The 9,013-nt window shown below is 52.2% G+C and carries 7 protein-coding genes; 5 read left to right on the top strand and 2 right to left on the bottom strand.

Annotated features, from left to right (window positions below):
* The 5 genes from feoB to B2310_RS08640 form a co-directional block, all read left to right on the top strand.
* A partial coding sequence (gene feoB / locus B2310_RS08660) for a ferrous iron transport protein B (protein ID WP_290730570.1) occupies positions 1 to 2,291 on the top strand: 2,291 nt, incomplete at its 5' end.
* A gap of 227 nt (positions 2,292 to 2,518) precedes the next feature.
* Positions 2,519 to 3,883 carry a hypothetical protein gene (locus B2310_RS08655; protein WP_290730567.1) on the top strand — a complete coding sequence of 455 codons (1,365 nt, stop codon included), beginning with the start codon at positions 2,519 to 2,521 and terminating at the stop codon, positions 3,881 to 3,883.
* A gap of 131 nt (positions 3,884 to 4,014) precedes the next feature.
* Positions 4,015 to 4,629, top strand: coding sequence for an MptD family putative ECF transporter S component (locus B2310_RS08650; protein WP_290730564.1), 615 nt, complete (start codon positions 4,015 to 4,017; stop codon positions 4,627 to 4,629).
* Complete coding sequence (locus B2310_RS08645; RefSeq protein ID WP_290730561.1) at positions 4,626 to 5,306, top strand: energy-coupling factor transporter transmembrane component T; 681 nt, start codon at positions 4,626 to 4,628, stop codon at positions 5,304 to 5,306. Before B2310_RS08650 ends, B2310_RS08645 begins: the two co-directional genes overlap by 4 nt.
* 59 nt (positions 5,307 to 5,365) lie before the next feature.
* On the top strand, positions 5,366 to 6,838 hold the full coding sequence (locus B2310_RS08640) for an ABC transporter ATP-binding protein (RefSeq protein ID WP_290730558.1): 1,473 nt from the start codon (positions 5,366 to 5,368) through the stop codon (positions 6,836 to 6,838).
* A 61-nt stretch (positions 6,839 to 6,899) separates the two neighbouring features.
* On the opposite strand, the gene B2310_RS08635 is transcribed toward B2310_RS08640, so the two are convergent.
* Entirely contained in the window at positions 6,900 to 7,931 is a 1,032-nt protein-coding gene (locus B2310_RS08635) for a DMT family transporter (RefSeq protein WP_290730555.1), read from the bottom strand.
* Between the two features lie 101 nt (positions 7,932 to 8,032).
* On the bottom strand, positions 8,033 to 9,013 hold a 981-nt coding region (locus tag B2310_RS08630), incomplete at its 5' end, for an ABC transporter ATP-binding protein (RefSeq protein ID WP_290730552.1).

Here is a 9,013-nt window from a genome sequence, read left to right as displayed (position 1 = left end):
AGGTTTTGGAACCGAAGGTGGCTCCTGTTGCAAAGCTCTTGGATGCAGATGCTCGCTGGGTTTCGCTCATGTATTTGGGCAACCAGAAGTGCTATGCAGACAAATTCGCTGAAGCGGGCGTAAAGCTCGACAAGGCCGAAGTCGTGAAGATTCTGGGCGAAGAGCCGGAATTTGCGATGGCCGAAAACCGCTATTCCATTTCTCACGAGGTGGCGGGGAAGGCGATTGTTTCTGCGCGCGCCAAGAAGACTTTCTCGGACAAGCTTGACGCAGTTCTTTTGAACCGCTGGGCTGCACTCCCGATTTTCCTGGTCATCATGTATCTGGTGTTCTGGATTGCGGTGACGATCGGTTCTGCGTTCATTGATTTCTTTGACGTGCTCTTCGGTGCGATTTTCGTGGATGGCCTCGGCTACGTGCTGGGCGATGTACTCGGCTGCCCCTCCTTTGTCACGGCAGTTCTCGCCGACGGTATCGGTGCCGGTATCCAGACGGTTTCGACCTTCATTCCGGTCATCTTCTTCATGTTCCTGTGCCTTTCGTTCTTGGAAGACTCGGGTTACATGGCCCGCGCGGCATTTGTCGCCGACCGTTTTATGAGATTCCTCGGACTCCCGGGTCGTGCCTTCGTGCCGATGATGGTGGGCTTCGGTTGCGGCGTGCCGGCCATTATGGGCACCCGCGTGCTGGAATCCAAGCGTGAACGTTTCCTCACCATCTTCTTGGTGCCGTTCATGAGCTGCGGCGCACGCCTCCCGGTGTATGCACTGTTTGCGGCGGCATTCTTCGGCAAGATGGCGGGCACGGTGGTGTTCCTGCTTTACCTCACCGGTGTGCTGTTCGCCATCGCTTACGGTTTGTTCCTGAAGAGGTCGCTTTTCCAGGGCCAGGCCAGCAACTTTGTGATGGAACTTCCGCCGTATCACTTGCCCAAGTTCAAGTCCTTGATGATTCACTGCTGGCAGCGCCTGCGCGACTACATCTGGCGCGCCGGTAAGGTGATTACGCTTGCCGTTGCTGTGCTCGGGTTCCTCAACAGTTTTGGTATTGTCGAGAAGATGTATGTTGATGTTGACGGCACGGCGACCGAAATTGTCCAGGCCGAAGACGGCTACCAGATGGTCAAGGAAAATGAAGAAGGCGAGACTGAAAATGTTGCTCTCCCCGAAGGTTTCGTTGTTGACGAATCCAAGGTGGTGAAGTCCAACGAGTTCACTGCCGGTAACGGCGACTCCGAAAACAGCTTGCTTTCTATAATCGGTAAGGCCATTACGCCGGTATTCGAACCCTTCGGTGTCGAAAAAGAAAACTGGCCTGCATCCGTGTCGCTGTTCACTGGCCTGTTGGCCAAGGAAGCTGTTATCGGTACTATGAACTCGCTGTATTCCATGGTGGGGGAAAATGCCGATGCTCCTGCAGATGGTTCGACAAGCTCCGCAACCGATAAGGTCACTGAGCCTGCCGAAGAGGCTAAAACTGCCGCCGCTGAACCCGCAGAAGTTGTTGCCGAAGCCGCTCCTGCAGAAGAAACCGTCGCGGAACCTGCTGCAGAAGAAAAGCCGCTTATCGCCGGTGTAGACGAATGCCCGGCCGAAGAAGAGGAAGAAGGTGGCGCTCCCGATATCAAGGGCGCCGTGCTCGAAGCTCTCGGATCAATTCCCGCTAACCTCGCCGAAGTCTTCGGCTCGCTTACCGACCCGCTCGGAACCACCGGCGAATTGGAAGGCCAGGAAGCAGCCGAACTTAAGAAGGAAACTCTGGACAAGATTACCGACGCCAAGGTGCTGACCTGCGAAGAATATGCAGCCATCGAAACCTTCGGCGAAGAAGAAGAGGATGAAAAGACTCGCGAAGCCGTGTTTGCCAAGCTCGCTGCCGCAGGTCTCGAACTCTCCGAAGACGAAATGGGCGCTCTCGAAGAAGGCGACCTCTCCGAGACGATGGATATTTATGCGAACCTCCGCTCCTACTTCCACAATCCGGACAAGAATGGTAACCCGGTGGATGGCTTTAGCTGGCAGGTGTTTGCGTTCCTCATCTTCATCTTGCTTTACGTGCCGTGCCTTGCCGCCATGGGCGTGGTTACCCGTGAAATCGGCCTCGGTCTCGCCGTCCTCATGGCGACCGTGCAGACGCTCATTGCCTGGGCGATTGCCGTGCTCCTCTACCAGGTTCCTGTTGGCGGAAACATGACATGGATTGTCGCCGCCATCGTGGTGCTCGTGGGTACTGGAATCTTCCTCAAACTCTTCGGCATGAAGGCGAATAAGGAAAAGCGCTTCGAAGACTAACCTTTAGAATCAAGAATAGGGCTGGTGGGCCCAAAACCTGCCAGCCCTTTATTAAAAATCTTGAATTAGATTAGTCTAATTTTTGAAACTAAACTACAACCTCTTGGCACGCATTTTGCAACGTTAGTACACAGAAAGTGATAGCCAAGCGTTTTTGTAGCACTATTTGTAAAAAACCTGACGGAGTGTTACAAAAACAGAAAATTAATCCGTCAAGGGAGAAAAAAATGAAAAACCGTTTGACGTCTAATCTCTTGTTCGGCCTTGCAGCCGCCTCCGTGTTTGCGATGCCTGCATTCGCTCAGGAAGCTGCTCCTGCCGCCGAAGCCCCCGCTGCAGCGCCTGTTGCGGAAGCTCCTGCCCAAGCTGCCCCGGCCCCTGCACAGGAAGCCCCTGCCGCAGCACCTGCAGAACAGGCAAAGGCCGAAGAACCGGCTCCCGCTGAAGAAAAGGCTCCTGCCGAAAACACGAATCCTGCCGAAGTGGCCAATGCCGCAGGTAACGCTCTCGACATGCTCAAGGCGAGCATGAGCGAAGAAACTTCTGCCGCCAACATGGAAGTCAAGTTCTCCGGCGAAGTCGAATTCGATGCCTACACGGGCGACGTTTTGAACGATGACGACCTGAACCATGAATACGCATCTACGTTCGACCTGAATGTGGAAGTGAAGTTCAACGAAAAGTGGTCTGCATCCGTGCAGCTTGAAACTGATGGTGAAACGGATAGCCCCGCTGCTGTCTATAACGGCGCCTACGTTCAGTACCAGCCGGCCGATTTCTTCGCCGTCAAGCTGGGTGACCTGACCTTCTCGGAAGGCGCGTTCAATGCCTACTACGGCTACGATGATCCGGCAGACAATGCTGCGGGCATGAAGGAACACGATATTCGCGGTCTTGAAATTGACTTGGCGGGCCTTGTGCTCGGCTTTGGCTTCGGTCGTGGTGATAACGACTTTGCCGATGACGATGGCGCGAAGGTCTACGACGTGCACGCTGCCTACGATTTTGATATCGCCGGTCAGCACCTGCGTCCGTTCGTTGACTACAAGAGCTTCCAGACTGCACAGCACAATGAACTCCATGCCGGTGTTGAGGCTGGCCTGAATATCGGTGGCTTTGGTTTCAGGGCTGTGTACGGCTTCCATGCCGATTACCTGGGTGACGACGGTGACGTGGTTGATGGTCAGGACTGGACTTCTACCGCTCACGCCTTCTTGGTCGAGCCGACTTTTGAAGTGGGCATGTTCGATATCAAGACGACCGCTTTCTATGCTATCGTCGATAGGGGCGATGCCGCCGAAGATGCGAGCGACCTTGACAACGGCGAAATTCCGGAATACTTCTTCGTGTATGCCGAACCCGCCTTCAAGCTTGCTGAATTCATCAAGCTCGGCATTCCTGTAGAATACCACACCAATACCATGGATGATGACGATGATTCCGCCGCTACATTCGATGTCGGTGCCCGCGCCTACATTACGCCGGTGGAAAACCTCGAAATCACGGCCTTCGGCATGGTGGACATTCCCGTGCAGGATAACGAGGACGATACTGCGCTGCGCTTCGGTCTCGAAACCGTATTCAGTTTCTAATATCCACATAAAATACGCATAAAAAGGGGCTGCGGCTGTTTGCCGCGGTCCTTTTTCTGTCTAAATGGAGTAGAAAAAAGTGCATCAAAAAACTCTATTTGGCGTGCATTTGTTTGCTATTGGAGACTTTTATGAGTAATGTAAGATCGACCGGGAAAAAATCATCAAATACGTTGGTTCGCGACTTGGTGAACGTAGGCATATTTTCGGCACTTTATATCGTGCTTGGTTTTATGTCGTCGAGCATCGGCTACATTCCCGCCCTTATTGTTTTTTCGACCGCGAGCATCGCACTTGTGACAAGCATTCCCATGTTCCTATTCTATTCGAAAATAGAAAGGCCGATCCTGTGCTGTATGCTTTTTTGCGGCATTTTCGGCAGTGCCATGCTGATAATGGGACAGAGCGTTATCATGTTTGCGATAAGCCTTGCAGTTGGGCTACTGTCGGGAACAATTCTGAAAATCATAGGGAAAAATTTTGCCGGCTTGTACATGGCAAACATTGTCTTGAGCCTAATGAGTTCTTCGATGCTGCTTCCGCTTTGGCTTTATACCGAGGAATATCTGGAATATACCCGTGGCATGTGCGACGAAGGTTACGTTGCGAAGTTGGCGGAACTTTCTAACAGCATCTGGCCCCTGGTCGGAATCTACACCTTCGGCATCTTGGGTGCCGTTATCGGTGGACTTGTGGCCCGCCGCATCATGAAAAGACACTTCGAACGAATTGGGCTTGCCCGGTGAAATTGGACCCTCGGACAAAACTGTTCTTAACGATTGCGGGAAACAGCATCATTCTTTCCGCGCCAGTGATTTACGGCGCCATGATTGTTATTTTGCCGGCGGTTTTATTGGTGCTTGAAAAAAGATGGCGGTTTTCCCTGCTCTTTTCTTTCTTGTACGCAATATCTGCATTCAGTTTTGATTATTTAAAAACAATGGATGTCGGGCTCGCGGGCACGCTGTTTGTCTCGACGATGATGCTTGTTTCGCATGTGATGCCGATAAGCGTTATTTTTTACTATGTCATGACGACCACCAAGGTGAACGAGTTCATGGCGGGAATGTCGAAGATGCATATTCCTAACAAAGTGACGATTCCCTTAGCGGTGATGATTCGCTTTTTCCCGACTGTATTCGATGAAGCCCGCGATATCGGGAACGCCATGCGCATGCGGGGTATTCGCCTGTTCAGCCTGCGGACATTAAAGAACCCGCTTGCCATTTTGGAATACAGACTTATTCCGTTGTTGGTGTCACTCACGAAAATCGGGGATGAACTTTCGGTAGCGGCGACGACGCGCGGACTTTCGCCAGAAACGAGACGTAGTTGCATTGTCAAAATCGGGTTCCACGTTCAAGATGTTGTCGTGTTTGTTTATTGTATTGCGGTAATTGTAATATTTTTACTTCGTAATTAGTGCTGTTACGTCATTGCGAGCGTAGCGAAGCAATCTATCTTAATTGTCTATCCCAATTTATGAACATTACCCTCAAAAACGTCTCGTTCTCTTACACCGATTCCTTGGACGATGCCGTCATCAAGAACTTGAATTTTGAAATCAAGTCTGGCGAATGCGTTGTGCTTGTGGGGGAGTCGGGTTGCGGAAAGACGACTATTTCTAAGCTAATCAACGGGCTTATTCCGCTTTATCAATCGGGAACGATGGCGGGCGATGTATTGCTCGGCGACAAGAATACCGCCGACATGACGCTTGCCGAAATTTCAAGACATGTGGGTTCCGTTTTCCAGAATCCCCGTTCGCAGTTTTTCAACATCGATACCGACAGTGAAATTGCCTTCGGCTGTGAAAACTTGGGAATGGATCCGGAAGAAATCATGGAACGCGTGAATCGCGTCGTGAAGGAATTCCACATAGAACATTTGTCGGGCCGAAACATCTTCCACCTTTCCGGCGGAGAAAAGCAGAAAATCGCCTGCGCCTCGGTCTCTGCGACCGACCCCGAAATTTTCGTTCTTGACGAGCCATCGGCTAATCTTGACCTGAAGACCGTCGCGGACCTCGCCGGAATCATCGGGTTTTGGAAATCCCGCGGCAAGACCGTTGTTATCGTGGAGCACCGCATCCATTACCTGCGTGAAATCGCAGACCGGATTTGTTACGTAAAAGACGGCTGTATTGCGCACGAGTGGGCTCCTGCGGAACTCGAAGCGAAAGGCCCGGAATATGCGGCAAGCCTCGGACTGCGCTGCATGAATTTGGAACAACTAAAAAATAAGGTTCCTGAGCTTGCCGAAGGGCCGGAACGTTCGAAGGAGCCTGCGAAGCGAACTCTTAAAGAGTCATTGCTCTTCAACAACCTCCATTTCGCCTACAATCGCAAATTTCCGGTTTTAGACATTCCAGAACTTTCACTCCCGCGCAATCAAATCACCGCCATCATCGGCCATAATGGGGCGGGCAAATCGACGCTGGCCCAGGTGCTGTGCGGGCTCCGCGGAACTTGGCGACAAAAGCGCAAGGCCCGCAAATACGGCGCGTACCTGATTATGCAGGACGTGAACCACCAGCTGTTTACGGAAAGCGTCCTTGACGAAATCTTGCTGGGCATGCGTCCGCAAAACGAAAAGGCTGCTCTTGAAATTCTTGCCGGTTTGAATTTGGATCAGTATGCGCATGAACATCCGATGGCTCTTTCGGGCGGTCAAAAGCAACGCGTGGCTATCGGCAGCGGCGTCTCTAGCGGGCGCGAAATTGTCGTATTCGACGAACCTACCAGCGGCCTGGATTACAAACAGATGCTTGCCGTTTCGGCAACCCTTAAAAAACTTGCCACAAGCGGAAAGACGCTGCTCGTGATTACCCACGACCCCGAATTTATTCTAAACTGTTGCCAGTCCGTCATTCGCATGGAACACGGAAAAATCGCGGAACAGTATCTGCTGCAAGGCAATCAGGAAAAGTTGATTGATGCAATGATGAGCGTGTGATTGAGTTTCGAAGTTGCAGACGCAACTTCGTTACGCTTTGCGGACATTTTTAAATTCCTCATCAGTGTGTTGAGATTTTCTCTAGGTCCTTGATGTCGTGGCTGTGACCGTGCTTTGCATCGGAAAAGACATGGTTGTGCAAATGGGAATGCGTAACAACGTGTGTATGGGTTATGCAGCCATGCGTGTGCGTGAAAATATGCTGATGCATGTGCGAATGTGAGCGGACAAGCGTATCGTAAACCACAAAAATGGTTCCGGCGATCATGACCAGGAACGCCACGATGTATTGCAACGTGATTTTTTCGTTCAAGAGCACGACAGAAAAAAGAACGCCGATAAAGGGCGCGAATGCGTAAAAGGCGCTAGTCTTTGCGGCTCCCAGGTAATGTTGCGCGCGGATGTAGGTGAAAATGCTCAGACCGTAAGCCACAAAGCCGAGCAGCAGGGCGAGCGGGATGTATTTTACGGCAAAATGCATTTCGCCTGTGGTAAGCGAAACGACGATGGAGCCGATTCCGGAACAGAGGCCTTTTATGGTCACAATCTGGTATGTGCTTTTGTCCGAAATTTTGCGGGTGCAGTTGTTTTCTAGCCCCCAGCAGATGGTCGCGCCGAGAACGAAGATGGAGCCGATCGAAAATTTGAATCCGTCGGCATTTTCAAACGAGAGAATGAAACTGGATGTCGTTATAAATAAAATGGCAATCCACAAACGCGTAGACACCTTTTCTCTAAAGATGAATAGCGCAATCAGCGCTGTCGCGACGATTTCGAAGTTACCGAGCAGGGAGGCGTTGCTGGACGTTCCGTACTTGACACCGAACATGAGCAATATGGGCGCTGCGATATCGAGCAGGACCATGCCCAGCGTGTAGGGGAAATCTTTTTTGCAGAGCCGTTCTGATTGGGGCTCGCGCCTGATATGGAACAGGAAGAGAATGCCGATGCCGAGCCCCGCGCCAATATAGAGCAGCCCCGCCATGAATACAGGCGAAATGTGGGCCAACAGCATTTTGGAGCAGGGGACATTCAGTGCATAAAATGCGGCCGCCGCTATCGCATAACCAATCGCAATGCCATTCTTGTTCATGATTTAATGTAGAATTTTATGATGGAGCGCGTCCAAACGAGTCGCCTGCGAAAGGAACTCGCCGCCGGCCCCCATCATCACGCCGGGAGCGGCAATATTCATTACAGTTTCCAGCTGACGGCTTCGCGGCGGGAATCGATGAATCGGGCGTAGATTCCGCCGTTCTTCACGAGTTCTTCGTGCTTGCCCTGTTCTGCGATGCGGCCCTTGTCTAAGACGATAATCTGGTCGGCGTGGCGCACGGTCTTTAGACGGTGCGCGATCATGATGACCGTCTTTTCGCGGGTCAGCTCCTGAATGGCAAGCATCAAGTCGCGTTCATTTTCCGGGTCCACGTTCGCGGTCGCTTCGTCCAGAATGATGACCGGGGAATCCTTCATGATGGCGCGTGCAATCGAGATGCGCTGACGTTCACCGCCGCTGAGGCTTGCGCCGCCTTCGCCGATGACCGTGTTGTAGCCGTCGGGGAGTTTTTCGATGAAGTCGTGGCAACAGGCTTTCTTGGCGGCATCCACGACTTGCTCGTGCGTTGCGCTCGGATTCCCGAACTTGATGTTGTTTTCAATCGTATCGCGGAACAGATACACGTTCTGAAACACGAAACTGAAATTCTTCATGAGGCTGTCCATGCTGTAATCTTGCACGCGGCGGCCGCCCAAGGTCACCGAACCTGCGTTTACGTCCCAGAAGCGCGAGAGCAAATGGCAAAGCGTCGTCTTGCCCGAACCGCTCGGGCCCACGATGGCCGTAGTCGTCTTTTCGGGAATGGAAAGCGTCACGTTGTCAATGATTTTGCGCTTATCGTAAGCGAAATCGATACCGTCGGCCTTGATATCGTGATTGGCGGGGGCAACGTCTTCGCCATCGATGTCCATGGTGGGCTTGCTCAAGATATCGTTTGCGCGGTTCACGGCGATATCTACGGTGCGGAGGAGGGCCGCGTAGCTACCGCCCAGTTCCAGAGCCGCAAAGAGCATGAAGGAGCACACCAGCATGACAGCGCAGTTGGCAAGTTCCATGGTGCCGTTCAGGTAGAAATGAATCGAGAACATCATGATGGCAACGCCCGTGAGCTTGGCGAC

Origin of the sequence: Fibrobacter sp. UBA3629, assembly GCF_002374005.1 — a bacterium.
In the GTDB taxonomy this organism is placed as follows: Bacteria; Fibrobacterota; Fibrobacteria; order Fibrobacterales; family Fibrobacteraceae; genus Fibrobacter.
Note: the sequence above shows the minus strand (reverse complement) of the source record. Positions and strands in the feature narration are given on the sequence as shown.